This is a genomic window from Pantoea sp. ARC270 (assembly GCF_003236725.1).
Classification (GTDB): Bacteria; Pseudomonadota; Gammaproteobacteria; order Enterobacterales; family Enterobacteriaceae; genus Pantoea; species Pantoea anthophila.
Genome location: NZ_PUGA01000029.1, coordinates 54,753 through 80,433, shown reverse-complemented (window position 1 = coordinate 80,433; position 25,681 = coordinate 54,753). Strand labels below are relative to the sequence as shown.

At 57.7% G+C, this 25,681-nt stretch carries 21 protein-coding genes, 1 tRNA gene and 1 pseudogene; 18 read left to right on the top strand and 5 right to left on the bottom strand.

All coding sequences use genetic code 11. The annotated features are described in order from the left end of the window. Window positions 1-620, bottom strand: a 620-nt coding sequence (locus tag CKF42_RS14460) for an alpha/beta hydrolase (protein ID WP_111208489.1), incomplete at its 3' end; no start/stop codon positions are given. A 489-nt stretch (window positions 621-1,109) separates the two neighbouring features. Between CKF42_RS14460 and msbA the strand changes: the two genes are divergently transcribed. Further along, complete coding sequence (msbA, locus tag CKF42_RS14455; RefSeq protein ID WP_369974604.1) at window positions 1,110-2,873, top strand: lipid A ABC transporter ATP-binding protein/permease MsbA; 1,764 nt, start codon at window positions 1,110-1,112, stop codon at window positions 2,871-2,873. Here msbA and CKF42_RS14450 read toward each other — a convergent pair. Then, window positions 2,845-3,777 (bottom strand): sugar kinase, encoded by a 933-nt coding sequence (locus CKF42_RS14450; protein ID WP_009088407.1) that lies wholly within the window; start codon window positions 3,775-3,777, stop codon window positions 2,845-2,847. The two genes, msbA and CKF42_RS14450, sit on opposite strands and share 29 nt — an antisense overlap. A 280-nt stretch (window positions 3,778-4,057) precedes the next feature. Here CKF42_RS14450 and pdeH point away from each other — a divergent pair, with 280 nt between their 5' ends. Both pdeH and CKF42_RS14440 read left to right on the top strand, forming a co-directional pair. Continuing rightward, window positions 4,058-4,831, top strand: a complete 774-nt coding sequence (pdeH, locus tag CKF42_RS14445) for a cyclic-guanylate-specific phosphodiesterase (protein ID WP_111208487.1) — start codon at window positions 4,058-4,060, stop codon at window positions 4,829-4,831. A gap of 63 nt (window positions 4,832-4,894) precedes the next feature. Next, window positions 4,895-6,955 carry an AsmA family protein gene (locus CKF42_RS14440; RefSeq protein ID WP_111208486.1) on the top strand — a complete coding sequence of 687 codons (2,061 nt, stop codon included), beginning with the start codon at window positions 4,895-4,897 and terminating at the stop codon, window positions 6,953-6,955. On the opposite strand, the gene ppiC is transcribed toward CKF42_RS14440, so the two are convergent. Beyond that, window positions 6,956-7,237: a peptidylprolyl isomerase PpiC gene (gene ppiC / locus CKF42_RS14435; RefSeq protein WP_009088412.1), complete on the bottom strand. Its 282-nt coding sequence runs from the start codon at window positions 7,235-7,237 to the stop codon at window positions 6,956-6,958. A 75-nt stretch (window positions 7,238-7,312) separates the two neighbouring features. Here ppiC and rep point away from each other — a divergent pair, with 75 nt between their 5' ends. Further along, complete coding sequence (gene rep / locus CKF42_RS14430; protein ID WP_111208485.1) at window positions 7,313-9,334, top strand: DNA helicase Rep; 2,022 nt, start codon at window positions 7,313-7,315, stop codon at window positions 9,332-9,334. Window positions 9,335-9,380: 46 nt separating this feature from the next. Here rep and gppA read toward each other — a convergent pair whose 3' ends face one another. Further along, window positions 9,381-10,865, bottom strand: coding sequence for a guanosine-5'-triphosphate,3'-diphosphate diphosphatase (gene gppA, locus CKF42_RS14425; RefSeq protein ID WP_009088415.1), 1,485 nt, complete (start codon window positions 10,863-10,865; stop codon window positions 9,381-9,383). A gap of 6 nt (window positions 10,866-10,871) precedes the next feature. Next, window positions 10,872-12,164, bottom strand: coding sequence for an ATP-dependent RNA helicase RhlB (rhlB, locus tag CKF42_RS14420; RefSeq protein ID WP_111208484.1), 1,293 nt, complete (start codon window positions 12,162-12,164; stop codon window positions 10,872-10,874). Window positions 12,165-12,281: 117 nt separating this feature from the next. Here rhlB and trxA point away from each other — a divergent pair, with 117 nt between their 5' ends. The 14 genes and pseudogenes from trxA (at window position 12,282) to CKF42_RS14350 (ending at window position 25,675) form a co-directional block, all read left to right on the top strand. Next, complete coding sequence (trxA, locus tag CKF42_RS14415) at window positions 12,282-12,614, top strand: thioredoxin TrxA (RefSeq protein WP_003851963.1); 333 nt, start codon at window positions 12,282-12,284, stop codon at window positions 12,612-12,614. 351 nt (window positions 12,615-12,965) lie between these two features. Continuing rightward, window positions 12,966-14,225, top strand: coding sequence for a transcription termination factor Rho (rho, locus tag CKF42_RS14410; RefSeq protein WP_003851960.1), 1,260 nt, complete (start codon window positions 12,966-12,968; stop codon window positions 14,223-14,225). A gap of 280 nt (window positions 14,226-14,505) precedes the next feature. Further along, window positions 14,506-15,585 carry a UDP-N-acetylglucosamine--undecaprenyl-phosphate N-acetylglucosaminephosphotransferase gene (wecA, locus tag CKF42_RS14405; RefSeq protein ID WP_033736131.1) on the top strand — a complete coding sequence of 360 codons (1,080 nt, stop codon included), beginning with the start codon at window positions 14,506-14,508 and terminating at the stop codon, window positions 15,583-15,585. A gap of 30 nt (window positions 15,586-15,615) precedes the next feature. Then, window positions 15,616-16,665, top strand: coding sequence for an ECA polysaccharide chain length modulation protein (gene wzzE, locus CKF42_RS14400; RefSeq protein WP_009088421.1), 1,050 nt, complete (start codon window positions 15,616-15,618; stop codon window positions 16,663-16,665). Between the two features lie 10 nt (window positions 16,666-16,675). Further along, window positions 16,676-17,806: a non-hydrolyzing UDP-N-acetylglucosamine 2-epimerase gene (wecB, locus tag CKF42_RS14395; protein ID WP_009088424.1), complete on the top strand. Its 1,131-nt coding sequence runs from the start codon at window positions 16,676-16,678 to the stop codon at window positions 17,804-17,806. Further along, the gene (gene wecC, locus CKF42_RS14390; protein WP_009088426.1) at window positions 17,803-19,062 is read left to right on the top strand and encodes a UDP-N-acetyl-D-mannosamine dehydrogenase; all 1,260 of its coding nucleotides are present in this window, start codon (window positions 17,803-17,805) and stop codon (window positions 19,060-19,062) included. The genes wecB and wecC overlap by 4 nt, the downstream gene beginning before the upstream one ends. A gap of 33 nt (window positions 19,063-19,095) precedes the next feature. After that, a pseudogene (locus CKF42_RS14385) lies at window positions 19,096-19,218 on the top strand (glucose-1-phosphate thymidylyltransferase 2 RmlA2); the annotation flags it as partial. Beyond that, window positions 19,196-19,903 (top strand): dTDP-4-amino-4,6-dideoxy-D-galactose acyltransferase, encoded by a 708-nt coding sequence (gene rffC, locus CKF42_RS14380; protein ID WP_009088428.1) that lies wholly within the window; start codon window positions 19,196-19,198, stop codon window positions 19,901-19,903. The pseudogene CKF42_RS14385 and the gene rffC, both read left to right, overlap by 23 nt. Continuing rightward, window positions 19,890-21,020 (top strand): dTDP-4-amino-4,6-dideoxygalactose transaminase, encoded by a 1,131-nt coding sequence (gene rffA / locus CKF42_RS14375; protein ID WP_111208483.1) that lies wholly within the window; start codon window positions 19,890-19,892, stop codon window positions 21,018-21,020. The genes rffC and rffA overlap by 14 nt, the downstream gene beginning before the upstream one ends. Beyond that, a complete protein-coding gene (gene wzxE / locus CKF42_RS14370) occupies window positions 21,020-22,270 on the top strand; it encodes a lipid III flippase WzxE (protein ID WP_111208482.1) in 1,251 nt (416 codons plus the stop codon). The genes rffA and wzxE overlap by 1 nt, the downstream gene beginning before the upstream one ends. Then, entirely contained in the window at window positions 22,267-23,334 is a 1,068-nt protein-coding gene (locus CKF42_RS14365; RefSeq protein ID WP_111208481.1) for a TDP-N-acetylfucosamine:lipid II N-acetylfucosaminyltransferase, read from the top strand. The genes wzxE and CKF42_RS14365 overlap by 4 nt, the downstream gene beginning before the upstream one ends. Next, window positions 23,331-24,674, top strand: coding sequence for an ECA oligosaccharide polymerase (gene wzyE, locus CKF42_RS14360; RefSeq protein ID WP_058958101.1), 1,344 nt, complete (start codon window positions 23,331-23,333; stop codon window positions 24,672-24,674). The genes CKF42_RS14365 and wzyE overlap by 4 nt, the downstream gene beginning before the upstream one ends. 25 nt (window positions 24,675-24,699) lie before the next feature. Further along, window positions 24,700-25,440, top strand: coding sequence for a lipopolysaccharide N-acetylmannosaminouronosyltransferase (gene wecG, locus CKF42_RS14355; RefSeq protein WP_111208480.1), 741 nt, complete (start codon window positions 24,700-24,702; stop codon window positions 25,438-25,440). Window positions 25,441-25,598: 158 nt separating this feature from the next. Further along, window positions 25,599-25,675, top strand: a tRNA-Arg gene (locus tag CKF42_RS14350). The last annotated feature ends 6 nt before the right edge of the window (window positions 25,676-25,681 follow it).

Below are 25,681 nucleotides of genomic sequence, written 5' to 3'. Positions count from 1 at the left end.
ATCGTTTTCTGATCGGGCCAGGCACCCAGCAGGCGGGTTCGGGCGCCTTCATGAGCAATGCCATCACGCATGCTGATCAGCGGATAGACCAGGATCATCGCATCCGGGCGAGGTGAGAAGTTTTCTGCCCCATCCTGCACCGGATAGAGTTTTTCCGCGAAGCGTGTGCCCAGACTGGCCGCGACGTGGCCACCCGCCGAAAAGCCCATCATCACAATGTACTTTCCATTCAGGCCGCGCTGCGCCCGTTCACGCAGCACACGCACGGCGCGCTGTGCATCGGCCAGCGGCGCATCGGGGCCTTCATGATGACCATCATAGGGCAGGCGGTAGGTCATGACCGCCAGGGTGTAGCCCATTGAGGTGAAGAAGGTCGCCAGGGCGCTGCCTTCACGGTCGATCATCACACGCTGATAACCTCCGCCTGGCGCGACCAGCAGGGTGATCCCGTTGGATTCGACCGGATGCCAGATCGCCATCTCCGGGCAACGTACACCGGTAGCGGCGCGATCGTAAGGCTCATACTCTTTTGCCATATCGACGATCTGCGGCTGTGCCCGCGAATCGCTGGCACCTGGCGCATCACCGTGTGGCCAGATATTAATGATTTCTGTGTGCATAAATAGGTCCTGATGCGGAGAATATTTTAGTTGTTTTGTTCACGGCCGGAGAGCACAGCGTCCTGCTGTTGTTGATTAAAAGATGGTCTTTTTTACGGCGAACGTCCATCCGAAAAGGGCCGAATCGGGCAGATTCGGACTATGCCTGGTGGCGCTCAGGTGGCTATAACTGGCTAATTTTATTCAATAAATTATAAGTCTGGTTGAAGGGGATGGCCGGGTCGCCTGTGCGATTAACCACAATTTTTCAGCGTAAGGGAAATGAGTGGCATGGCCCGCTTTACTAGCCGCAATTTACCGGATATCACACTGCAGGCGCTTAAGAGGCGATAATGATTTTATCCCCGCGTGATCCGGGCCTGGAGGCAGGGGAGAAGTACCAGTCTCATTTGAGACTGTTTATGATTCATGGCGACAGGGCAGTTTCCGGTTGGTTGATACGGTTTAACATATCATCATCCGTTTCTACACAACGGTAAGATGCATGCCATGTCTGAACCCACACTCTCTGCCAGACAGACGTTTACGCGACTGTGGCCCACCATTTCACCCTTCAGGCTGGGCCTGGTGGTCGCCGGGATAGCCCTCATCGTCAACGCCGCCATAGACCCGTTTATGCTGACATTGCTGAAAAGCCTGCTGGACGATGTGATGGGCAGGCGGCATGCGGGGATGCTGCTGTGGATGCCGCTGCTGATTATCGGGCTGATCCTGATCCGCGGCGTCAGCGGCTATATCTCCGGTTACTGTATCTCCTGGGTCTCCGGTAAAGTGGTGATGAGCCTGCGCCGTCGTCTCTTCAGCCATATGATGGGGATGCCGGTAGCGTTCTTTGATCAGCAATCAACCGGCACGCTGCTCTCACGCATCAGCTACGATTGCGAGCAGGTCGCCTCCGCCTCTTCCGGCTCGCTGGTCACGGTGGTGCGTGAAGGTGCCTCTATCCTTGGCCTGTTTGTCATGATGTTTTACTACAGCTGGCAGCTTTCCCTGATCCTGCTGGTGCTGGCGCCCGTGGTGTCGCTAGCGATCCGCCTCGTCTCCCGACGCTTTCGCCGCATCAGCAGGAACATGCAGGACACCATGGGGCAGGTCACCTCCCATGCTGAGCAGATGCTGAAAGGGCATAAAGAGGTGCTGATGTTCGGCGGTCAGCGGGTGGAGACAGAGCGGTTTGGACAGGTCAGCAACAGGATGCGTCGTCAGGGGATGAAAATGGTGTCGGCCACCGCGTTGTCCGATCCGCTTATCCAGCTGATCGCCTCTTTCGCACTGGCTTTTGTGCTCTATGCGGCCAGTTTTCCGTCAGTAATGACGACGCTGACGGCGGGCGCCCTCAGCGCGGTCTTTTCCGCCATGCTGATGCTGATGCGTCCGTTAAAGTCCCTGACCAGCGTCAATGCGCAGTTCCAGCGCGGCATGGCCGCCTGCCAGACACTGTTTGCGATTCTGGATACTGAGCAGGAAAAAGATGAGGGCACCCGCGTTATCGGACGCGCCGCCGGTCATATCGCGTTCCGCAACGTCAGCTTCACCTATCCCGGTTCGGAAACGCCCGCCCTGAACGCAATCAATATTGATATCCCGGCCGGGAAAACGGTCGCCCTGGTAGGCCGTTCCGGCTCAGGTAAATCGACCCTCGCCAGCCTGCTCACGCGTTTTTACGATATCGACAGCGGCGAAATTTTGCTGGATGGGCACGATCTGCGTGACTACACCCTGGCCTCGCTGCGCGAGCAGATGGCGCTGGTCTCTCAGCATGTTCATCTGTTCAATGACACCATCGCCAACAATATCGCCTATGCCCGTCGTGATCTCTTCAGCCGCGCCGCGGTCGAACAGGCGGCGCAGATGGCTCATGCCATGGAATTCATCAATAAGATGCAGAACGGGCTGGATACGATGATTGGGGAGAATGGGGTGCTGCTGTCGGGTGGACAGCGCCAGCGCATTGCCATTGCCCGCGCCCTGCTGCGCGACAGTCCCGTTCTGATCCTTGACGAAGCGACCTCGGCCCTCGATACCGGCTCAGAACGGGCGATTCAGTCTGCGCTGGAGACGCTGCAGCAGAACCGCACCACACTGATTATTGCGCACCGGCTCTCAACCATTGAGAAAGCCGATGAGATCCTGCTTATCGAAGAGGGCCGGATCGTTGAGCGGGGCTCGCATCAGCAGCTGCTGCAGCAGAACGGCGCTTATGCGCGGCTTTATCAGATGCAGTTCAGTCAGGCATCGCCTCTGCCGGAATAATCGCGCCACGATGCTGAATCACCGTGCTGGCGATCAGATGCCCGCGCTGTGCGGCGGCTTCAGCCGATGCGCCGGTCAGGCGGCGCGCCAGATATCCGGCGCTGAACGAATCGCCCGCGGCCGTCGTATCCACCACCTTCTCCTTCGCCAGCCGGACCGCAGGCACCTCAATCAGCGGCGCATCACCCGTGGCGACCAGGCAGGCCTCCGCACCCCGCTTAATCACAATTTCGCTGGCGCCTGCTTCGCGGGTTCGCGCGATAACCTCCTCCAGCGGCTGCTCGCCCCACAGCAGATGTTCATCATCCAGGGTGAGAAAGGCGATATCGGTACAGCTGAGCATGGCGCGATACGCGCTCTGCGCACTGGCCCGATCGGCCCATAAACGCGGGCGATAATTATTATCGAAAATCACCCTGCCGCCCTCTGCCCGGCAGCGGGCCAGAAGCTGCATCAGTTTCTCCCGGCTGGCAGCGGGCAGAATCGCCAGACTGATGCCGCTGAGGTAAAGATAGTCATAGTGCGCCAGCTGGTCGGCGATCGCCTCTGACTGCGGGCTGTCGAGCCAGTAGCGGGCCGCGGCGTCGCTGCGCCAGTACCAGAAGGTGCGCTCGCCCTCCGCATCGGTTTCAATCACATACAGGCCTGGCATTTTATTATCGAGACGCTGAATCAGGCCGGTGTTGACCTTCTCCTGCTGCCAGGCGGTTATCATCTGATCGCTGAACGAATCCGTCCCCAGCGCCGTGACGTAATCGACCCGTAACTGCTGCTCATCCACCTGGCGGGCGAGATAAACCGCCGTGTTCAGCGTATCGCCGCCAAAACCCCGTTTGATGTTCTCACCCTTTTCCGACAGCTCAATCATGCATTCGCCGATAATGGCAATTTTCTTCTGCGTCATGGTTTGCAACCCGTAGTGAAAGAGTACTCAGTCTCGCGTCTGGTATGGCAGTCGTCAACGCTTTTAAAACGCTGTTTTGATTTAGCTTAAGGTGCAGGAGAGGGCTAATCTGGCGGATAAGAGGCGCTAATTTCGGCTTTTTTTACCGATTATGCGGGCGACGCAGCTGATAGACTTTCCCTTTTTGTGGCCGGGTCGTTCATCTCTTTACCACAGACACTCACGATAATCGCAGCTGCGTCACCCGTTTTGGGGACATATTATCAACCAGGAAAATACCATGGTGATGGAGAGTATTAGTCAATGGCTGCCGTCTTCAATTGACCCTGATTATCAAACGGAAACCCCGCTCTTCTGGCAACAGTGCCAGCGGCGCTATCGGTTCCAGCCTATCTATCGGGTAACCGGTCGGTTACTCGCCATTGAACTGCTGACCGCCGTTTCTCATCCTGCCCAGCCGGAACGGAATCTGTCACCCGAGGCCTGGTTTGCCGGGCTCGATATCGCCCAGCGCCTCAATGTGATCTATGAGCAGCTGGAACTGCTGACGCAGTGGTCCGTCTTCTTCGAGCGCAACGGTGTGGTCGCGTCGGTCAACATCGATGGCCCCTCGCTGCTCTCTATTCAGCACCGGCCCGCCATTCGTCGCCTGATCGCCCGCCTGCCCTGGATCCGCTTTGAGCTGACAGAGCATCATGCGCTGCCACAGGCGGAGAGAGTCGCTAAGATCCCGGAACTGGGCCCGCTGTGGCTGGATGATTTTGGCTCTGGCATGGCCAATTTCTCCGCGCTGACCGAACTGAAATATGACTACATCAAGCTGTCGCGCGACCTGTTTATTCTGCTGGGCAGTTCTGATGAAGGGCGCAGCCTCTTTTCGATGCTGCTGGCGCTCATCAATCGCTACTGCAACGGCGTGATTGTCGAGGGCGTGGAAACGGAAGAGCAGTGGCAGCAGGTCAGGGGTTCCCCGGCCATCGCGGCTCAGGGCTACTACTTTTCGCGGCCTGTCCCATTTTCTGAACTGAATCATCTGACTCTCCAGCTTCCCTGATGCCGTTGCCCGCCGTCTCGACTATCTTTAACGCAGGCCGTGAAAGAGCAAGGAGAAAGCGACATGTCGCGTACCGGGAAAATCGTCAGTTGGGTTGCAGGCATTCTGGTGTTGTTGATTGTGGTGATTATTGTGGTGATCGCGACATTTGACTGGAACCGTCTGAAGCCCACCATCAATCAGAAAGTCTCAACCGAACTCAATCGTCCTTTTGCCATCCGCGGGGATCTGGGGATCGACTGGGTGCGCCATCGCGACGAGTCGGGCTGGCGGCGCTGGGTGCCGTGGCCGCAGATACACGCCGAAGATATCATGCTGGGTAACCCGCCCGGTATTCCTGATGTCACCATGGTCCATCTGCAGCGGGCCGACGCGACGCTGGCACCGCTGTCGCTGCTGCACAAAGAGCTTTTCATCCCGTGGATTAAGCTGCAGCGACCCGATGCGCGCCTGATTCAGACGGCGGATAAAAAGAATAACTGGACGTTCGATCTCGCCGGTAGTGACAAGGATGACAAGGACAGCGCGCCTTCGGCCTGGTCCTTCCGGCTGGATAATATCCTGTTTGATCAGGGGCAAATCCGCTATCGCGATGCGGTTAACCGCGCCGATGTCACGGTACAGGTGAATCCGCTGGGCAAACCGGTGCCCTATGCGCAGATTGCCGGCGGTGACGATCAGCAGAAGGGCGCGGGAGACTTCGTCTTTGGCTGGCAGGCCAGTGGCACCTACAACAATGAAAAGCTCAGCGGTGAAGGCAAGATTGGCGGCATGCTCTCGCTGCGCAGCCAGAACACCCCTTTCCCGGTGCAGGCCGATGTGCGAAACGGCACCACGCGGGTTCAGGTAACCGGGGGCGTGCAGGACCCGATGAACCTGGGCGGACTGAATGTGCGTCTGCGTTTCTCCGGCGATACGCTGGCGAACCTCTATGGCCTGACCGGCGTTCTGCTGCCTGATACCCCGCCTTATGAAACGGACGGCCATCTGATCGCGAAATTCAGCGGGGAAAAGGGCGCGGTCTACCGCTATGAGAAATTTAACGGTCATATCGGCGACAGCGATATTCATGGCTCGCTGATCTACACGCAGGGCAAACCGCGTCCCACCCTCACCGGGGAACTCACCTCTGAGCAACTGCGCATGGCCGATCTGGGGCCGCTGATTGGTGTGAACTCCGGCAAAGGGAGTGAGGAGACCGCCCAGGCCAAAGCCCGGCGCGGTGAGAAATCGAATCAGCCTGCTGACCGTGTGCTGCCGCACGACAGGTTTGAAACCAAAAGCTGGGATGTCATGGATGCCGACGTGAAGTTCAGCGGCAAACGTATCGAACACAGCAACTCACTGCCGCTAAGCGATCTCTATACCCACTTACAGCTCAAAAACGGCGATCTGCTGCTGGACCCGCTGCGCTTTGGTATCGCGGGCGGCAATCTCAACAGCACTATCCGGCTGGAGGGCGATCGCTCACCGATGCGTGGCCGGGTTGACCTGCATGCACGCAAGCTGCGTTTGCGTCAGCTGTTCCCGGATGTGCAGGCGATGAAGAACAGCCTGGGTCAGCTCAACGGTGATGCCAGCTTTACCGGCACCGGCAACTCGGTCGCCGACCTGCTGGCGACCAGCAACGGTCAGCTGAAGCTGCTGATGAATGACGGGCTGATCAGCCGCAATCTGATGGAGATCGCCGGACTCAACGTGGGTAACTACGTGGTCGGCAAACTCTTTGGCGACGATCAGGTGCGCATCAACTGCGCGGCCACCGATATCAGACTGCAGAATGGTCTGGCGACGCCGAACCTGTTTGTGTTTGATACCGAGAACGCGATTATCAATGTGTCAGGGAACGCCAACTTCGCCAGTGAGCGACTGGACCTGTCGATCAATCCGGAGAGTAAAGGTGTCCGCATCGTCACGCTGCGCTCCCCGCTCTACGTGCGCGGCACCTTTAAGAATCCGGATGCGGGCGTGAAAGCGGGGCCACTGCTGGCCCGTGGGGCCGCTGCCGTGGCGCTGGGTGCGGTCGTGGGGCCGGCAGCGGCGCTGCTGGCACTGATCTCCCCCAGCGACAACGAAGACAACCAGTGCAGCAACGTTCTGCAGCAGATGAAGCAGAAGAAGTAACTAGTTGCGGTAGAGCACTTTGATAATGTGATAACCAAAGCCGGTCTTTACCGGCCCGTAAGGCGTCAGCAACGGGCAGGTAAAGACCGCTTTATCAAAGGCCGGTACCATCTGTCCCTGCCGAAACTCGCCCAGATCGCCCCCCTTACGGCCGGAAGGACAGGTCGAATGCTTCTTCGCCAGCTGCTGGAAATTGCCGCCCTTCGCCAGTTTCGCCAGAATCTCTTTTGCCAGCGCTTCCTCTTTGACCAGGATGTGTAAAGCCGCCGCGGTTTTCGCCATGTTGGTATCTCGGTTGTGTATAATTGCCGCCCAGTATAAACCCCTTTCTTTTGATTCAATCAGGCGATTTCTTCTATGCGTTTAAACCCCAGCCAACAACGTGCCGTCGAATTTGTTACCGGTCCCTGTCTGGTACTGGCGGGCGCGGGATCGGGCAAAACCCGCGTAATTACCAATAAAATCGCCCATCTGATTCGTGAGTGCGGCTATCAGGCGCGACACATCGCTGCGGTGACCTTCACCAATAAAGCCTCGCGCGAAATGAAAGAGCGTGTGGCGCAGACGCTGGGTCGCAAAGAGGCGCGCGGGCTGCTGATCTCCACCTTCCACACGCTGGGCCTGGAGATCATCAAGCGTGAAACGGCGGCGCTGGGCATGAAGTCTAACTTCTCGCTGTTCGACGATCAGGATCAGCTCGCCCTGCTGAAAGAGCTGACCAGAGAGTGGCTGGAGGAGGATAAGACGCTGTTGCAGCAGCTCATCTCCACCATCTCAAACTGGAAAAATGACCTGATCGATCCGCAGGGCGCGGCCGCGCAGGCGCGTTCACAGCAGGAGAATATTTTTGCCCACTGCTATGGCCTCTACAGTCAGCATCTCAAATCGTGCAACGTCCTCGATTTTGACGATTTGATCCTGCTGCCGACGCTGCTGCTGCAGCGTAATCAGGAGGTGCGCGAACGCTGGCAGCAGCGTATCCGCTATCTGCTGGTGGATGAGTACCAGGATACCAACACCAGCCAGTATGAGCTGGTTAAACTGCTGGTTGGCGCGCGGGCGCGCTTCACGGTGGTGGGTGATGATGACCAGTCGATCTACTCCTGGCGCGGCGCACGACCTCAGAATCTGGTGCTGCTGAGTCAGGACTTTCCGGCGCTGGAAGTGGTGAAGCTGGAGCAGAACTACCGCTCCTCGCAGCGCATCCTGAAAGCGGCGAACATCCTGATTGCCAACAACCCGCACGTGTTTGAAAAGCGGCTCTTCTCCGAACTGGGGCAGGGCAGCGAACTCAAAGTGGTGATCGCCAACAGCGAAGAGCATGAAGCGGAGCGGGTCACCGGCGAACTGATTGCGCATCACTTTATCAACAAAACGCAGTACAAAGATTACGCGATCCTCTACCGGGGTAACCATCAGTCACGCACCTTTGAAAAGTTTCTGATGCAGAACCGCATTCCCTATCGCATCTCTGGCGGCACCTCGTTCTTCTCACGGCCGGAGATTAAAGATTTGCTCGCCTATCTGCGCGTGCTGACTAACCCTGAGGATGACAGCGCGTTCCTGCGCATCGTCAACACACCGCGTCGCGAGATTGGTCCGGCGACGCTGCAGAAGCTCGGTGAATGGGCGAATCTGCGCAGCAAGAGCCTGTTTCATGCCAGTTTCGATGTCGGGCTGGGTCAGACGCTCAACGGACGTGGTCTGGAGCATCTGCAGCGCTTTACTCACTGGCTGAATGAGATCATCCAGCTGACCGAACGCGAGCCGGTCAACGCCGTCCGCGATCTGATTCGCGGCATCGATTACGAAAGCTGGCTGTTCGAAACCTCCGGCAGTCCGAAAGCCGCAGAAATGCGGATGAAGAACGTCAACACGCTGTTTCAGTGGATGACCGAAATGCTGGAGGGCAGCGATATCGACGAGCCGATGACGCTGGCCCAGGTGGTCACGCGCTTTACCCTGCGCGACATGATGGAGCGCGGTGAAAGCGATGAAGAGCTGGATCAGGTGCAGCTGATGACGCTGCACGCCTCCAAAGGGCTGGAGTTCCCCTATGTGTTCCTGGTGGGCATGGAAGAGGGGCTGTTGCCGCACCAGAGCAGCATCGATGAGAACAATATCGAAGAGGAGCGTCGTCTGGCCTACGTCGGCATCACGCGGGCACAGAAAGAGCTGACATTTACCCTCTGCCGTGAACGGCGGCAATATGGCGAGCTGGTGCGACCGGAACCGAGCCGTTTTCTGCTGGAGCTGCCGCAGGACGATCTGCAGTGGGAGACGGAGCGCAAAGTGGTCAGTGCCGAGGAGCGGATGAAAACCGGGCAGAGCCGGGTTGCCGGTCTGCGGGCGATGCTGGATAAAGCCAGAAAAGGATAAGCACGTCAGGCGGAGAGGCGAAGGCGATTCGCCTCAGACGCAGGTATTACGACAGGGTTAACAACCAGTGGACATAGGACTGATAGTGGCTCTCCTGCTCCAGCAGTTCGCTGCGCAGCGGATGCGCTTCCAGCCAGCCAGCGGGCAGGGTCAGATGCAGGGCATCATCGTCCGCCTGGAGTCGTACCGCTGGCAGGGTGTCATCGCGGCGGCGGGTTGAGAAAATAATCGCCAGCCGCAGCAGACGGCACATCCGTTCCGCCAGACGCGGCGGCAGGGCGTTTTGCTGGGTCAGCAGCGCCAGATCGATGCTGCCGCTCTGGTTTTGCAGCAGGCAGGCCAGCAGCTTCTTCTGCGCCGGTGTGAAGCCGGGCAGGTCCAGATGACGCACCAGGTAAGCCGCATGCTGTGGCGCATGCCGGAAGTCGACGCTGAGGCCGATTTCGTGGATCGCACAGGCGCTGAGCAGCAGCTCACGACAGCGCTGATCCAGCTTCCATGAAGTAGAAACCTGACGGAAGAAGCTCTCCGCCAGCTGACGCACACGATCTGCCTGTTCAACATCAATGCTGAACCGGCGCTGGACGTTGTGAAGCGTGCGGGTGCGGATATCGCGGTCGACAGGCAGATGCAGCATGCCGTAGACCAGCCCTTCACGCAGCGCGCCGCCCGCCAGGGTCATGCTATCGATACTGAGCGTCTGGAAAATGGCGATCAGGATCGACAGGCCGCTGGGGAACACCAGCGCCCGTTCCAGCGTCAGCCCTTCGATTTCAAGCTCTTCCAGTTTGCCGCACTGGATTGCGCGCTGTTTAAGCTGCTGCAGCTTGCTCAGCGTGATGCGCTCATCCATGCCCTGCGCCACCATAATCTCCTGCAGCGCCTGCACCGTGCCGGACGCACCGACACAGGCCTGCCAGCCCTGCTGACGCAGCTGCGCGGCAACAGGCTGGATCATCTCACGGGCAGCCTGCTCCGCCTGGTCAAAATTCTCTTTTGCCAGATGACGATCGCTGAAAAAGCGCTCCAGCCAGGTGACACAGCCCATCGACAGACTGAACAACACTGACGCGTGCGAACCATCGCCGGTTGCCAGCTCGGTACTGCCGCCACCGATATCCACCACCAGACGCTGGTCGGAGCCGCCCGTGGTGTGAGCCACGCCCTGATAAATCAGGCGCGCCTCTTCTTCACCGCTGATGACGTTGATGGTGCAGCCAAGAATCTGCTGGGCGGTATCGAGGAAGGTCTGCGCATTCGCGGCCAGACGCAGCGTGGCGGTCGCCACCACGCGAATCTGATCGGGGGGAATATCCTGCAGTTGCTCAGAGAAGAGCCGGAGGCATTGCCAGCCACGCGCCATGGCTTCGGCTGACAACTGATTACTGGCATCCAGACCGGCGGCAAGGCGAACCTTGCGCTTAATTTTTGCCACGGTCTGAATACTGCCAGAGACCTCGCGCACCACCAACATATGAAAGCTGTTAGACCCTAAATCAATCGCTGCATAAAGTGACGACGCGCTGAGCATGGTGGCCTAACCTGAACGTTTACGGTTGTTGTTGCGTGGCGCACCGCGACGATTAGCGTTATTGCCTCCACGGCGTGGGCCATTGCCGGAACGGCTGCGCTGCAGACGCTTAGGCGGCGGTAAATCGGTTAACAGGGCTTCGCTGCTGTACTTGCTGACCGGGATGCTGTGGCCAATGTACTCTTCAATCGATGGCAGATTCAGCGCGTACTCTTCACAGGCCAGGCTGATAGAGTGTCCGCTGGCACCTGCACGGCCGGTACGGCCAATGCGGTGAACGTAATCTTCACAGTCATCAGGCAGATCGTAGTTAAAGACGTGGGTGACCGCCGGGATGTGCAGACCACGGGCAGCAACGTCAGTCGCGACCAGAATATCCACGTCCCCTTTGGTGAAGTCATCAAGAATGCGCAGGCGCTTCTTCTGTGCCACATCGCCGGTCAGCAGGCCAACGCGGTGACCATCAGCGGCCAGGTGGCCCCAGATATCTTCACAGCGGTGCTTGGTGTTTGCGAAGACAATGGCGCGATCCGGCCACTCTTCTTCCAGCAGGGTCTGCAGCAGGCGCATTTTCTCTTCGTTAGACGGATAGAAAAGCTCTTCCTGGATGCGATGGCCGGTTTTCTGCTCCGGTTCCACTTCAACATATTCCGCGCTGTTCATGTGCTCGAACGCCAGTTCACGAACGCGATAAGAGAGCGTTGCTGAGAAGAGCATGCTCAGGCGCTGCGTGGCAGGCGGCATACGGCGGAACAGCCAGCGAATATCTTTAATAAAGCCGAGATCGAACATGCGATCGGCTTCGTCCAGCACCATGACCTGGATGACACCGAGGTTAACGTGATTTTGCTTCGCGTAGTCGATCAGGCGACCGGTGGTGGCCACCAGAATATCTACGCCCTGCTCCAGCACTTTCAGCTGTTTATCATAACCGTCTCCGCCATAGGCGAGACCCAGTTTCAGGCCGGTTGAGGCGGTAAGGGGTTCGGCATCTGCATGAATCTGCACAGCAAGTTCACGCGTTGGCGCAAGAATAAGTGCCCGTGGCTGATTAACCTGACGACCTTCCACCGCAGGATAAGAGAGAAGATGATGAAACGTTGACGTCAGAAACGCCATCGTTTTGCCGGTACCGGTTTGCGCCTGGCCTGCAACATCACGCCCTGAAAGCGTAAAAGGCAGAGCTAACGCCTGAATCGGCGTGCAGTATTGAAAGCCTTTACTATCAAGGGCTTCAACCACTTTAGGGTGCAGGGCGAAGTCGGAAAACTTCTGTTCAGTTAAGTGTGTTTTGCTCATAGTGTGGTAGAATATCAGCTTACTATCGCTTTACGAAAGCGTATCCGATGAAATAAAGTCAACCAACATTGGTATATATTACGCCAATTCGCCAGGCATAATCTTGTGGAGTAAAACATGAGCAGCGATAAAATCGTTCATCTGACTGATGACAGTTTCGACACCGACGTGCTGAAAGCCGACGGCGTTACACTGGTAGATTTCTGGGCTGAATGGTGTGGTCCTTGCAAAATGATCGCGCCAATCCTTGATGAAGTTGCAGAAGAGTATGATGGCAAGCTGACCATCGCTAAGCTGAATATTGACGATAACCCAGGCACGGCACCGAAGTATGGCATTCGTGGTATCCCGACGCTGCTGCTGTTCAAAAATGGCGAAGTCGCCGCGACCAAAGTGGGCGCGCTGTCTAAAGGCCAGCTGAAAGAGTTCCTGAACGCCAACCTGGCGTAATGCAGGACTGAATGTCTGGCAGTGGTGAATTTATCTCCTGCTGCTGGACGTTCGCTTTCAGGCGTGCTAATTTACTCACACTGCATTACGAACTTACCTTGTAGTTAGCATCTAAAGTTTTCCCTTGTTGAACCCATTCGCCCTGTACCTTATAAAGATAGAACGGTTCAGCAATCTTACGGTTAGCTCCAACTCTGGCATTACATTCGGACATCTCCCTGCATACCGATCGCCATTCCATTCGATGATCGTCGGGAAGAGCCGAAAAGAGCCATTAACGGCATGGATTAGTTGCCATACCATTCACGACAAACATTCCGAGTATTACCCCGAGTTTAAGAACCCATCACTATGAATCTTACCGAATTAAAGAATACGCCGGTTGCTGAGCTGATTACTCTCGGCGAAAATATGGGGCTGGAAAATCAGGCTCGCATGCGCAAGCAGGACATTATCTTTTCAATCCTGAAGCAGCACGCGAAGAGCGGCGAAGACATCTTCGGTGATGGCGTGCTGGAGATTCTTCAGGATGGATTTGGATTCCTCCGTTCCGGAGACAGCTCCTACCTCGCCGGCCCTGATGATATCTACGTTTCCCCCAGCCAAATCCGCCGCTTCAACCTCCGCACTGGTGACACCATCTCTGGCAAAATCCGTCCACCGAAAGAAGGTGAACGCTATTTTGCGCTGCTGAAAGTTAACGAAGTTAACTACGACAAGCCGGAAAACGCGCGTAATAAGATTCTGTTCGAAAACCTCACGCCGCTGCACGCCAACAAGCGTCTGCGTATGGAACGGGGTAATGGTTCAACGGAAGATTTAACGGCCCGCGTTCTGGACCTGGCGTCACCGATCGGTCGTGGTCAGCGTGGTCTGATTGTTGCACCGCCAAAAGCCGGTAAAACCATGCTGCTGCAGAACATCGCGCAGAGCCTGGCGTACAACTACCCGGACTGCGTGCTGATGGTCCTGCTGATCGATGAGCGTCCGGAAGAAGTGACCGAGATGCAGCGTCTGGTCAAAGGTGAAGTCATTGCCTCAACCTTCGATGAGCCGGCGTCACGCCACGTTCAGGTTGCGGAAATGGTCATCGAGAAAGCCAAGCGCCTGGTTGAGCACAAGAAAGATGTCATCATCCTGCTCGACTCCATCACCCGTCTGGCGCGTGCTTATAACACCGTGGTGCCGGCGTCAGGTAAAGTCCTGACCGGTGGTGTGGATGCCAACGCCCTGCATCGTCCAAAGCGTTTCTTTGGTGCTGCACGTAACGTGGAAGAGGGCGGCAGCCTGACCATCATCGCCACCGCGCTGGTTGATACCGGTTCGAAGATGGACGAAGTGATTTACGAAGAGTTCAAGGGTACCGGTAACATGGAACTGCATCTCGCCCGTAAAATCGCTGAAAAACGTGTCTTCCCGGCGATCGACTACAACCGCTCCGGTACACGTAAAGAAGAGCTGCTTACCTCTCAGGAAGAGCTGCAGAAGATGTGGATCCTGCGTAAGATCATTCACCCGATGGGCGAAATCGACGCAATGGAGTTCCTCATCAACAAACTGGCGATGACGAAAACCAACGATGAATTCTTCGACATGATGAAGCGTTCATAATCTGATACGGCCAGGCCGGACCACTGATTCGGCTTTTTTAATCCAGATTTGCAGAAAATCGCCCTTACGCCACGTCCCGACGTGGCGTTTTTCATTTGTGAGCTATAGGATTGAACACTGGCAGGAGCATTTATAATGACTGTGGTAGTGATGGCGAATTTTTGACCGTTCGTCTGTCTCTTGATGCAGAATTCGGAATCCGACACAGCGATAAACGCGCTTTTTCGCGTATTGTTGTGCGGGATGTTAGCTGAGAGCGTTTAACGTGAATTTACTCACTATGAGTACTGAGCTTGGTTTAATTTTTCTCTTTTCACTGGCTTTCCTCTTTTTTGCTCGAAAAGCAGCTAAAAAAATTGGTTTAGTTGATAAGCCTAACTCACGTAAACGCCATCATGGCGCGATTCCGTTGGTGGGCGGCATTTCCGTGTTTGCAGGGATCTGCTTCACGTTCGCGATTACCAACTACTATCTGCCACACGCGCTGCTCTATCTGGGCTGTGCCGGTGTGCTGGTGCTGGTCGGGGCGCTCGACGATCGTTTTGATATCAGCGTTAAAATCCGCGCGGTGGTGCAGGCGCTGGTCGCTGTCGTCATGATGGTGGGGGCAAAACTCTATCTGCTGAGTCTGGGCTTTATCGTCGGTCCGTTCGAGCTGATCGTGGGGCCCTTTGGCTATGTGCTGACGCTGTTCGCCGTCTGGGCCGCGATTAACGCCTTTAATATGGTGGATGGCATCGATGGTCTGCTGGGCGGTCTCTCCTCAGTGACCTTTGCCGCTATGGGCATCATCCTCTATTTCGACGGCCAGACCAGCCTGGCGATGTGGTGCTTTGCGATGATCGCCGCCACGCTGCCCTATATTCTGCTCAACCTGGGCTTTCTTGGCCGCCGCTTTAAAGTCTTTATGGGTGACGCCGGCAGCACCATGATCGGCTTCACCATCATCTGGATTCTGCTGGAAACCACCCAGGGTCTGAGTCACCCCATCACGCCGGTGACCGCCCTCTGGCTCATCGCCATTCCCCTGATGGATATGGTGGCGATCATGTATCGCCGTCTGCGCAAAGGCATGAGCCCGTTCTCGGCTGACCGTCAGCACATCCACCATCTGATTATGCGCGCCGGCTTCAGCTCGCGTCAGGCCTTTGTGCTGATTACCGTCGCGGCCGCGATTCTCGCCGGTATCGGGGTGCTGGGTGAGTATCTGGCGTTTATCCCTGAGTGGGTGATGCTGCTGCTTTTCCTGGGCGCGTTCATGGTTTATGGCTACTGCCTGAAACATGCATGGCGCGTGGCGCGGCGTATCCGTCGCATCAAGCGCCGTCTGAGCCATCATCGCGAAGCAAAAAATAAATGAACCCGATGCTGATTAAAGGATATCTCTGCCATGCCTTCTGACGTTGTGGACAACGAACTGGATCTTCGCGGCTTAGGCTGCCGGTTATGGCGTGGCAAGCGCTGGATTGTGGGGCTGGCCCTGCTGTTTGCCCTGGTCGCCTGGCTGGCGACGCTGCTGCTGAAACAGGTCTGGAGCACCACGGCGATCACCGATCGTCCGACGGTAAATATGCTGGGCTCCTACTATGCACAGCAGCAGTTTCTGACCAACCTGGATGTGCGGAATAACGCGTTAACCCTGGCGGCGCCCTCGCCAACGGTGATGGATGAGGTCTATCAGGAGTTCATCATGCAGCTCGCCTCGTGGGATACGCGCCGCGAGTTCTGGCAGCAAACCGACTACTACAAGAGTCGTAAAACCGGCAACGCGCACAACGATGCCGCGCTGCTTGACGACATGATCGGCAACATTCTCTTCACCCCGGCGGACGCGGCACATAACCTGCCGGACAACGTCAGACTCAAAGCGGAAACCGCAGGCGACGCCAACAACCTGCTGCGTCAGTATATTGCCTACGCCAGCGAGCGTGCCGCACGTCATCTGAATGATGAGTTAAAAGGGGCCTGGCAGGCGCGCACCGATCAGTTGCAGGCGCAGGTAAAACGTCAGGAAGATGTGGCGAACGCCGTATTCCAGCGCCAGCAGCACCGTCTGGAGCAGGCGCTGAAGATCGCCAGTCAGCAGGGTATCAATGAGAAACAGACGCGCGAAGCGGGTGAAAATCTGGCGGACAGCGATCTCTTCCTGCTGGGCCAGCCCGTGCTGCAGGGACAGCTTGAAACCCTGCGTGCCACCGGTCCCAGCTTCGATATCAGCTATGATCAAAACAGAGCTATGCTGGCCACGCTGCAGACCGGACCCAGACTGAACAGCCAGTTCCAGACCTACCGTTATCTGCGTACGCCGGAAGAGCCGGTATCACGTGACAGCCCGCGACGTCTGTTCATGATGATTATGTGGGGTGCCGTTGGGGCATTAACCGGCGCGGGCGTGGCGCTGGCACGTCGTCCGCGTCTGATGTCAGACACGCATGATTGAGAGAAATAGTGTGAAAGTTCTGACCGTATTTGGTACTCGCCCCGAAGCGATAAAAATGGCCCCGCTGGTTCAGGCGCTGGCGCAGGATCCCGCGTTTGAATCACGGCTGTGCGTCACCGCCCAGCATCGCGAAATGCTCGATCAGGTGCTGCGTCTGTTCAGACTGCAGCCGGACTACGATCTCAACATCATGCGGCCTGAGCAGGGGCTGACGGAGATCACCTGTCGCATCTTAGAGGGCATGAAAACCGTTCTGCTCGACTTCCGGCCCGACATCGTGCTGGTGCACGGCGACACGACCACCACGCTGGCGGCGAGTCTGGCCGCCTTTTATCATCAGATTCCGGTTGGCCATGTGGAAGCCGGGCTGCGCACCGGCGATCTCGCGTCGCCGTGGCCGGAAGAGGGCAACCGTAAGCTGACCGGCCATCTCGCCCGCCTGCATTTCACCCCGACCTCGCGCTCGCGACAGAATCTGCTGCAGGAAAATCTCGCCGACTCACGCATTATCGTGACCGGCAATACGGTTATTGACGCGCTGCTGTGGGTACGTGATCGGGTGCTGGATGACACCAATCTGAATGCGCAGCTGGCCGCGCGCTATCCGTTTCTCGATCCGGAGAAGAAACTGGTGCTGGTCACCGGTCATCGTCGTGAAAGCTTTGGCGGCGGGTTTGAACGGATCTGCAGCGCGCTGGCGCAGATTGCCCGCCAGCATCCGGAAGCGCAGATTGTCTATCCGGTGCACCTCAATCCCAATGTCAGCGAACCGGTTAACCGGATACTCAGCGGCATTGAAAATATCATTCTGATCGAACCGCAGGAGTATCTGCCTTTTGTCTGGCTGATGAACCGCGCCTGGTTAATCCTCACCGACTCCGGCGGTATCCAGGAAGAGGCGCCGTCGCTGGGTAAACCGGTGCTGGTGATGCGCGACACCACCGAGCGGCCGGAAGCGGTCGATGCCGGCACCGTGAAACTGGTGGGAACCGATGTCGCCACTATCGTGGCCAGCGTGAGCGAACTGCTGAGCGACGATGAGGCCTGGCAGGCGATGAGTCATGCCCATAATCCTTATGGCGATGGCAAAGCCTGCGGTCGTATTTTACAAGCCTTAAAAGATAACCGAGCCGAATTATGAGTTTTGAAACCATCTCCGTGATTGGACTGGGATACATTGGGCTGCCGACGGCAGCCGTTTTTGCCTCAAAGGGAAAAAAAGTGGTGGGCGTGGATATCAACGCGCGCGCCGTGGAAACCATCAACCGTGGCGCGATCCACATCGTGGAGCCCGATTTAGATCAGGTGGTACATGCTGCCGTCACGCGTGGCGACCTGCGTGCCACCACCCAGCCTGAGCCTGCGGACGCCTTTCTTATTGCTGTGCCGACCCCGTTCAAAGATGACCATCAGCCCGACCTGCGCTTTGTGAAAGCCGCCGCAGAGTCGATAGCCCCCGTGCTGAAGAAGGGCGACCTGGTGATTCTGGAGTCGACGTCGCCGGTTGGCAGCACGGAACAGATGGCCGACTGGCTGGCGGCGGCGCGTCCCGATCTGCGTTTCCCGCAGCACGGTGAGACGCCCGATGTCTTCGTCGCCTACTGCCCGGAGCGCGTACTGCCGGGTCAGGTGATGGTCGAACTGATCAATAATGACAGGGTCATCGGCGGCATGACACCCGCCTGTTCCGCCCGCGCAAGCGAGCTGTATCGCATTTTCCTGAAAGGCGAGTGTGTGGAAACCAACGCCCGCACCGCCGAGATGTGCAAGCTGACTGAGAACAGCTTCCGCGATGTGAACATCGCCTTTGCCAATGAGCTGTCGCTGATTTGCGCCGATCAGGGGATCAACGTCTGGGAGCTGATTGCGCTGGCGAATCGCCATCCGCGCGTCAACATTCTGCAGCCAGGGCCGGGCGTCGGGGGACACTGCATCGCCGTCGATCCCTGGTTCATCGTGGCGCAGAATCCCGAACTAGCCCGTCTGATCCGCACCGCGCGCGAGGTCAATGATGCCAAGCCGCAGTGGGTGCTGGACCAGGTAAAAACCGCGCTGGCGGAGTGCCTGACCCAGACCGGCAAGCGCGCCAGCGATATCACCATCGCCTGCTTCGGACTGGCTTTTAAACCCAATATTGACGATCTGCGCGAAAGCCCGGCGGTGGGCGTAGCGCAGAAGATTGCGGAGTGGCACCGCGGCACAACCTGGGTGGTTGAGCCTCACATTGCGCAGATCGCTGACGCGCTGGCAGGTAAAGCTGAGCTGGTTTCGGGCGAGCAGGCGCTGGCCCAGGCCGATATTCTGGTGATGCTGGTGGATCATCGCGCCTTCCGCGCCATCGATGCCGCTCAGGTACAGCAGCAATGGATTGTCGACACCAAAGGTGTGTGGCGATGAGGCGTTTTAGCGTTTAAATAACTGACATGTGCGGTTGCCTGGCGTAACGGCTGGCTGAGTGACGAGCAGCTGCGCGCCGCGGGTGACGCGTTGACGAAAACCGGCTACGGCCAATACCTGCTGGATTTATTACATGCCCGTCCACGTCAATATTAATCCCCTCAGCTGGGAGAGCGCATTCTTCGGTGTTGAGACAGTGAGGCTGGAGCTGCAAGGCGACACCCCACTGGAGCAGGCGCTGCGCCATCCCTGTGCACTGATGCAGATGAAAGTCGCTGCGGGTGAAACGGCGCTGATCGATACGCTGCAGCAGCATCAGTTCCAGCTGGTGGAGGGTGAGGCCGATCTGACGCTGGCGATTGACCAGACGGAGCGGCAGGCGGGCATTCGCATTGCGCGTGAGGCACAGATCCCCTCTCTGCGTGACGCCGCGTCGCAGCTCTTCAGTCAGAGCCGCTTTCGTGCGCCCTGGTATGCGCCGGACGCCAGCGGTCGCTTTTATGCGCAGTGGATTGAAAATGCGGTGCGCGGGGCGTTTGACGATCAGTGCCTGGTCGCCTGCGATGCCGCGGGTGGAGTGCAGGGCTTTGTTTCGCTGCGTGCGGTGGAGGGCGATGCCCGCATCGGCCTGCTCGGCGTCCTGCCCGACGCACAGGGACAGGGACTGGGTCAGCGACTGATGCTGGCGGCGGCGGACTGGGCGCGGGTCAGGCAGCTCGCGCAGCTTCGGGTGGCGACTCAGCTCAGCAATCTTACGGCGATGCGCCTCTATTTACGCAGCGGTGCCCGGCTCGACAGCACCGCCTACTGGTTTTACAGGAAAGGTCATGATTCCATTTAATGCGCCGCCCGTGGTGGGCACAGAAATTGAGTATATGCAGTCGGCGATGAGCAGCGGCAAGCTGTGCGGCGACGGCGGCTTTACACGCCGCTGCCAGCAGTGGATGGAGCAGCGTTTCGGCAGTAAAAAAGTGCTGCTGACCCCCTCCTGCACCGCTTCGCTGGAGATGGCGGCGCTGCTTATCGATCTGCAGCCTGGCGATGAAGTGATTATGCCGAGCTACACCTTCGTCTCTACCGCCAATGCCTTTGTGCTGCGCGGCGCGCGTATCGTCTTTGTCGATGTCCGCCCGGACACCATGAATATTGATGAAACCCTGATTGAAGCGGCCATCACAGAAAAAACCCGTGCCATTGTCCCGGTGCACTACGCAGGCGTCGCCTGTGAAATGGACACCATCATGGCGCTGGCGGCAAAACATAAGCTGTTTGTCATCGAAGATGCGGCGCAGGGTGTGATGTCACGCTACAAAGGCCGTGCGCTGGGTACCATCGGCCATATCGGCTGCTTCAGCTTTCATGAAACCAAGAACTACACGGCGGGTGGCGAAGGAGGGGCAACCCTGATTAACGACGCCAGTCTGGTCGAGCGCGCCGAAATCGTGCGGGAAAAGGGCACGAACCGCAGCCAGTTCTTCCGCGGTCAGGTCGATAAATACACCTGGCGCGATATGGGGTCGAGCTTCCTGATGGCCGATCTGCAGGCGGCCTACCTCTGGGCACAGCTGGAAGCCGCTGACCGTATTAACCAGCAGCGTTTACGTATCTGGCAGCGTTACTATGAGGCGCTTCAGCCACTGGCGGCACAGGGACGCATTGACCTGCCCGTGATCCCTGCCAGCTGCGAACATAATGCCCATATGTTTTACATCAAGCTGCGCGATCAGGATGATCGTCAGGCGCTGATTAACTGGATGAAGGAAGCCGAGATACTGACGGTGTTCCACTATATTCCGCTGCACAGTTCGCCTGCCGGTGAGCGTTTCTCGCAGTTTGTCGGGGAGGATCGCTTTACCAAAGCGGAAAGCGAACGCCTGCTGCGCCTGCCGCTGTTTTATAACCTGTCAGATAATAATCAGAGCACGGTTATCAGCTCACTGCTGAGCTTCTTTTCCTGATGTCATTAGCCAGAGCCTCAGTGTGGACCGCGTCGTCCACGCTGGTAAAAATTGTGTCTGGTCTGCTGGTGGTAAAACTGCTGGCGGTCAGCTTCGGTCCTGAAGGTGTGGGGCAGGCGGGAAACTTTCGTCAGCTGATTACCGTGCTGGGTGTACTGGCCGGGGCGGGCATCTTCAACGGTGTCACCACGTATGTGGCGCAGTATCAGCAGCAGCCCGGCCAGCTACGGGCGCTGGTGGGTACGGCGTCGGCCATGGTGCTGGGCTTTTCCGGCGCGCTGGCGCTGCTGTTTCTGCTGGCGGCGGCCCCGATCAGCACGGCGCTGTTTGGTCATGACCGCTATCAGGGCGTTATCCGCGTGGTCGCTTTCCTTCAGCTCGGCATCGCCTGGGCCAACTTTACGCTGGCGCTGCTGAAGGGGTATCGCGACGCGCGCGGCAATGCGCTGGCGCTGATCGCTGGCAGCCTGATTGGGGTCATGGGCTATCTGGTCTGCTGGTGGCTGGGTGGCTATCAGGGCGCACTGACCGGCCTGGCGCTGGTGCCGGCCCTGCTGCTGTTGCCGGCACTGGTGATGCTGAAACGCCGCGCGCCGCTGCCGCTGAGCTGGCTGCGTCCACAATGGCATCCTGAGCTGGCGCGCAATCTGGCGAAATATACCCTGATGGCGCTGATCACGGCGGTAACCCTGCCGGTGGCCTGGGTGCTGATGCGTAACCTGCTGGCAGAGCAGCAGGGCTGGGCGCAGGTCGGCCTGTGGCAGGGCGTGACCAGCATTTCCGATGCCTATCTGCAGTTTATTACCGCCACCTTCAGCGTCTGGCTGTTGCCGACCCTGGCACGGCTCGATAACAAGCGCGACATCGCGCGGGAGATTGGCCGGGCACTGCGCTTTGTGCTGCCTGCCGTGGCCGTCGCCAGCCTGACTGTCTGGGTGCTGCGCGATTTCGCCATCAGCCTGCTCTTCTCCGAAGCCTTTCGCGGGATGCGCGATCTCTTTGTCTGGCAACTGTGCGGCGATGTTTTTAAAGTTGGCGCCTATGTTTTCGGATATCTGGTTATCGCCAAAGCCTCGCTGCGCTTTTATGTTCTGACTGAGATCAGCCAGTTTCTGTTACTGACCCTGTTCTCACGCTGGCTGATCCCGTTACATGGCGCAACGGGGGCCGCACAGGCCTATATGCTGACCTACATGGCTTACTTTGCCCTGTGTTGTGGCGCTTTTATTGTTTACTGTCGGAAAAAATGAGTTTAATTCACGTTCTGGGATCGGATATTCCCCATCACAACCTCACGGTGCTGCGCTTTTTTAACGACGTTCTCAGCGTTGAGCAGCCTGCGGCTTCGCCACGCCATTTTATGGTGGTGACCGGGCAGCCCGAGAGTCTGGCAACGTTCAGTGCGTTACAGATCGAGTGCTTCGCCAGCAAGAAAGCGCTGGCGCAGGCGGTAGTGCAGCGGGCAAAAAATCGTCAGCAGCGTTTCTTCTGTCACGGCCAGTTTAACCCGTGGATCTGGCTGGCACTCCTTAGCGGTAAGCTGCGCCGCTCACAGCTGTTCTGGCATGTCTGGGGAGCCGATCTTTATGAAGACTCACGCAGCCTGAAGTTTCGCCTGTTCTATCACATTCGCCGGTTAGCTCAGGGACGGGTGGCACAGGTTTTTGCCACCCGTGGAGATCTGCACCACTTTCAGCAGCGGCATCGCCGGGTGCCGGGTTCACTGCTCTATTTCCCGACCCGAATGCCTGCCGCCGCCGTGCAGGCCGATCCGACGGAACCGTTCACGCTGCTGCTGGGCAACTCGGGCGATCCGAGTAACCGCCATATTGAAGGCTTAAAAGCGATTCACGCGCAGTTTGGTGAGCAGGTGCGTATTGAGGTGCCGCTGGGTTATCCGCCGGGCAATGAGGCTTATATCAGCCAGATTCAGGCCGCAGCGGATACGCTGTTCCCGCAGGGGCAGGTGAACCTGATACGTGAAAATATGGCGTTTGAAGCCTATCTGGCGCTGCTGGCGCGCTGCCACGTCGGCTATTTTATGTTTGAACGTCAGCAGGGGGTGGGCACACTCTGCCTGCTGATTCAGGCGAACGTGCCGTTTGTGCTGACCCGCAAAAATCCATTCTGGCGCGATGTGGCAGAGCAGCAGTTGCCGGTCCTGTTCAGCGAAGATACGCTGTCGCCTGCTGTTATCGCCGAGGCGCGTCGCCAGCTTATGACCTGTGATAAAGCGGCGATCGCCTTTTTCGCTCCCGGTTATCTGGCAGGCTGGCGGGCAGCGTTACAGCTCAGCGAAGGGGAAAAGTCATGAGTCTTATGCAGTTTGGCGGCCTGCTGGTGGTCTATCTGCTGTCGCTGGGTTTCATTCTGACCCTGACCTGGCGGGAGTTTAAGCGTGTCCGTTTTAACTTCCACCTCTTTTTCACGCTGCTGTTTTTACTGACCTTCTACTTCGGCTTTCCGCTGACTTCCCTGCTGGTGTTCCGGTTTCATGTTGAGGTGGTGCCGGTGGAAAACCTGCTGGAGGCGCTGCTCTCGGCCACGGCGTTTTATGCCATCTATTACGTCAGTTATAAGGTGCGGCTGAAGCCGGCCAATGCACCGCCTGCAAAGCCCTGGCTGCAGATGAACCGGGTCGAAACCCACCTGACCTGTGTGATTCTGGCGCTGGTGGCGCTGGGCACCGTTACGGTGTTCTTTATTCACAACGGTTTTCTGCTGTTCCGCCTGACGGCCTATAACCAGATCTTCTCCAGCGAAGTGTCGGGCGTGGCGCTGAAGCGCTTCTTCTATTTCTTTATTCCGGCGATGCTGATCCCCTATTTTCTGCGTCCGACGCGTCGCAACTGGCTGCTGTTTCTGGTGGTGACGGTGGCCTTTGGCCTGCTGACCTACGCGCTGGTGGGCGGGACTCGCGCCAATATCATTATTGCGTTTGCGCTGTTCCTGTTTATCGGTATTACGCGCGGCTGGATCACCCTGTGGATGCTGGCAACGGCGGGGGTGATGGCTATCGCGGGGATGTTCTGGCTGGCGCTGCGCCGCTATAACCTGGACGTTATGGGCGATGAAGCGTTTTACACCTTCCTTTATCTGACGCGGGATACATTCTCGCCGTGGGAGAATCTGGCCCTGCTGCTGGATAACTACGCCAGAATAGAGTTTCAGGGGCTGGCACCGCTGTGGCGCGATTTCTACGTGTTTATTCCCACCTGGCTGTGGCCGGATCGGCCGCTGACCGTGCTGAACAGCGCGAACTATTTCACCTGGGAAGTGCTGGATAACCATTCGGGCCTGGCCATTTCCCCGACGCTGATCGGCTCGCTGGTGGTCATGGGCGGCGTCTGGGCGATTCCGATCGGTGCCGTGGCGGTAGGGATGATTATTAAAGCCTTCGATGCGATCTACCAGCGTGGCTGCCGTGAGGCCAACCGCTACAGCGGTGCTATCCTGCAAAGCTTCTGTTTTGGTGCGGTCTTTAACATGATCGTGCTGGCACGTGAAGGGCTGGATGCCTTCGGTTCTCGCGTAGTGTTTTTCTGCATCATTTTTGCTGCCTGTCTGGGCCTGGCTAAATTACTTTTCTGGTTACTGGATCGCGCAGGTTTAATACGCGATCGCAGTGGACGGGTGCTACACAGCCCGCTCTGATTAACCTCTGGGATTAACGGAAGATATGACACAGTTAACAGATACGCCGCAGTACCGGATCCGCGGCGTTGACCTGTATGGCTTCGAAAATATGTCGTCGGCGGTGAGCTTTCTGATGCCGCCGCAGAGCGTACGCAGCGGCATTCTGGTGGCGATCAATGCGGAGAAGATCCTGACCGCCGAGCGGGATGAGGGATTGCGCACGCTGCTGGCGCAGGCGGAGTATGCCTATGCCGATGGCATCAGCATTGTGCGCTCGATCCGTAAAAAGTATCCGCAGGCGTCAGTGCAGCGTATTGCGGGCGCAGATTTGTGGGAGGCGCTGATGGAACGCGCCGGGCGGGAAGGGACGCCGGTGTTTCTGGTCGGCGGTCGCCAGCAGGTGCTGGATGAGACCTGTGCGAAGCTGCGTCGTCAGTGGAATGTGAATATTGTCGGGGCGCAGGATGGCTATTTTGCGCCAGCGGATCAGGATGCCCTGTTTGCCCGGATTGCCGCCAGCGGCGCGAAGCTGGTGACCGTGGCGCTGGGGTCGCCGCGTCAGGAGCTGCTGATGCTGGCGTGCCGCGCACACTGGCCGGATGCGCTTTATATGGGGGTAGGGGGAACCTACGACGTCTTCACCGGCCATGTGAAGCGCGCGCCCAGAATCTGGCAGCGGCTGGGGCTGGAGTGGCTCTACCGTCTGATTCGGCAGCCGAGCCGCCTGCGCAGGCAGTTAAAACTGCTTAAATATTTGCGCTATCACTGGCGCGGCGATCTCTGATATCGCTGATAAATGCCGCATTTTTACGCACGGCGAGGGCGGAAATGTACTATTTGTCGACGAAATGCACAAAGCGTAATCAAACGCGCCTTTTTATTTAAAAAGCACTAGACACGATGGGCGCTTATCTCTAGTATGCACATCCGCAACGGCGCTACGCGCCCGTAGCTCAGCTGGATAGAGCGCTGCCCTCCGGAGGCAGAGGTCTCAGGTTCGAATCCTGTCGGGCGCGCCATATCGT

What these genes read in the sequence shown, in the direction of transcription:
- wecC (WP_009088426.1), top strand. Translation starts at nt 17,803, where the DNA reads ATGAGTTTTGAAACCATCTCCGTGATTGGACTGGGATACATTGGGCTG.
- wecG (WP_111208480.1), top strand. Translation starts at nt 24,700, where the DNA reads ATGACACAGTTAACAGATACGCCGCAGTACCGGATCCGCGGCGTTGAC.
- CKF42_RS14365 (WP_111208481.1), top strand. Translation starts at nt 22,267, where the DNA reads ATGAGTTTAATTCACGTTCTGGGATCGGATATTCCCCATCACAACCTC.
- wzzE (WP_009088421.1), top strand. Translation starts at nt 15,616, where the DNA reads ATGCCTTCTGACGTTGTGGACAACGAACTGGATCTTCGCGGCTTAGGC.
- trxA (WP_003851963.1), top strand. Translation starts at nt 12,282, where the DNA reads ATGAGCAGCGATAAAATCGTTCATCTGACTGATGACAGTTTCGACACC.
- rffA (WP_111208483.1), top strand. Translation starts at nt 19,890, where the DNA reads ATGATTCCATTTAATGCGCCGCCCGTGGTGGGCACAGAAATTGAGTAT.
- CKF42_RS14450 (WP_009088407.1), bottom strand. Translation starts at nt 3,777, where the DNA reads ATGACGCAGAAGAAAATTGCCATTATCGGCGAATGCATGATTGAGCTG.
- rhlB (WP_111208484.1), bottom strand. Translation starts at nt 12,164, where the DNA reads ATGAGCAAAACACACTTAACTGAACAGAAGTTTTCCGACTTCGCCCTG.
- rho (WP_003851960.1), top strand. Translation starts at nt 12,966, where the DNA reads ATGAATCTTACCGAATTAAAGAATACGCCGGTTGCTGAGCTGATTACT.
- rep (WP_111208485.1), top strand. Translation starts at nt 7,313, where the DNA reads ATGCGTTTAAACCCCAGCCAACAACGTGCCGTCGAATTTGTTACCGGT.
- rffC (WP_009088428.1), top strand. Translation starts at nt 19,196, where the DNA reads ATGCCCGTCCACGTCAATATTAATCCCCTCAGCTGGGAGAGCGCATTC.
- pdeH (WP_111208487.1), top strand. Translation starts at nt 4,058, where the DNA reads ATGGTGATGGAGAGTATTAGTCAATGGCTGCCGTCTTCAATTGACCCT.
- wzxE (WP_111208482.1), top strand. Translation starts at nt 21,020, where the DNA reads ATGTCATTAGCCAGAGCCTCAGTGTGGACCGCGTCGTCCACGCTGGTA.
- gppA (WP_009088415.1), bottom strand. Translation starts at nt 10,865, where the DNA reads ATGCTCAGCGCGTCGTCACTTTATGCAGCGATTGATTTAGGGTCTAAC.
- wecA (WP_033736131.1), top strand. Translation starts at nt 14,506, where the DNA reads ATGAGTACTGAGCTTGGTTTAATTTTTCTCTTTTCACTGGCTTTCCTC.
- ppiC (WP_009088412.1), bottom strand. Translation starts at nt 7,237, where the DNA reads ATGGCGAAAACCGCGGCGGCTTTACACATCCTGGTCAAAGAGGAAGCG.
- CKF42_RS14440 (WP_111208486.1), top strand. Translation starts at nt 4,895, where the DNA reads ATGTCGCGTACCGGGAAAATCGTCAGTTGGGTTGCAGGCATTCTGGTG.
- wzyE (WP_058958101.1), top strand. Translation starts at nt 23,331, where the DNA reads ATGAGTCTTATGCAGTTTGGCGGCCTGCTGGTGGTCTATCTGCTGTCG.
- msbA (WP_369974604.1), top strand. Translation starts at nt 1,110, where the DNA reads ATGTCTGAACCCACACTCTCTGCCAGACAGACGTTTACGCGACTGTGG.